We start from the raw sequence: 547 nt of genomic DNA, 5'->3' as shown, positions 1-547 counted from the left end.
GTGGCCCCGGCCACCACGGCGATACGGCCCCGCAGCGCGTCCGGGTCCGGTGTCCAGCCCATCGAACGAGTATCCCGCCGAATGCGCGTCCATAGCTGCGGTTCGGGATATCGGCGCATACTTGCCGAGGTGACCCCATTGCAGCGCTACATCGCTGAGGAAATCGCAACCGACCACCTCGACGGGTTGCTGTCACGCCGCGAGGCCCTGCGCCGGTTGGGTCTGCTGGGAATCGGCGCCACCGCGGCTGCTGCACTCATCGCGGCGTGCGGGGAAACGAAGGAGTCAGCTGTCGGTTCGGCACCCGGTGCGACGTCTGGCGCAGCCCCGAAACTGGCCGAGCCACCGGGGATCCGGGGCGCACTGCCCACCAGTGAGGTGAGTTGGACCGGGGAAGGCGGTGAGTTGCGGGGAGCCTGGGCCGCCGCCCCGCAACCCAGAGGCGGCGTTCTGGTGATCCACGAGAACAAGGGACTCACCGACCACATCCGCTCGGTCGCCGGCCGGTTCGCCGGTATCGGATATTCGGCCCTCGCGATCGACCTGC

The 547-nt window shown here is 68.9% G+C and carries 1 protein-coding gene; it reads left to right on the top strand.

The genetic code is table 11. The annotated features are described in order from the left end of the window. Positions 1 to 129: 129 nt before the first annotated feature. Positions 130 to 547, top strand: a 418-nt coding sequence (locus tag H7J73_RS33235; protein ID WP_264072124.1) for a dienelactone hydrolase family protein, incomplete at its 3' end; no start/stop codon positions are given.

The sequence above is a fragment of the Mycolicibacterium komossense genome (assembly GCF_025822605.1).
Lineage (GTDB): Bacteria > Actinomycetota > Actinomycetes > Mycobacteriales > Mycobacteriaceae > Mycobacterium > Mycobacterium komossense.
The sequence above is the reverse complement of the archived record's forward strand: the minus strand, read 5'-3'. Positions and strand labels throughout refer to the sequence as shown.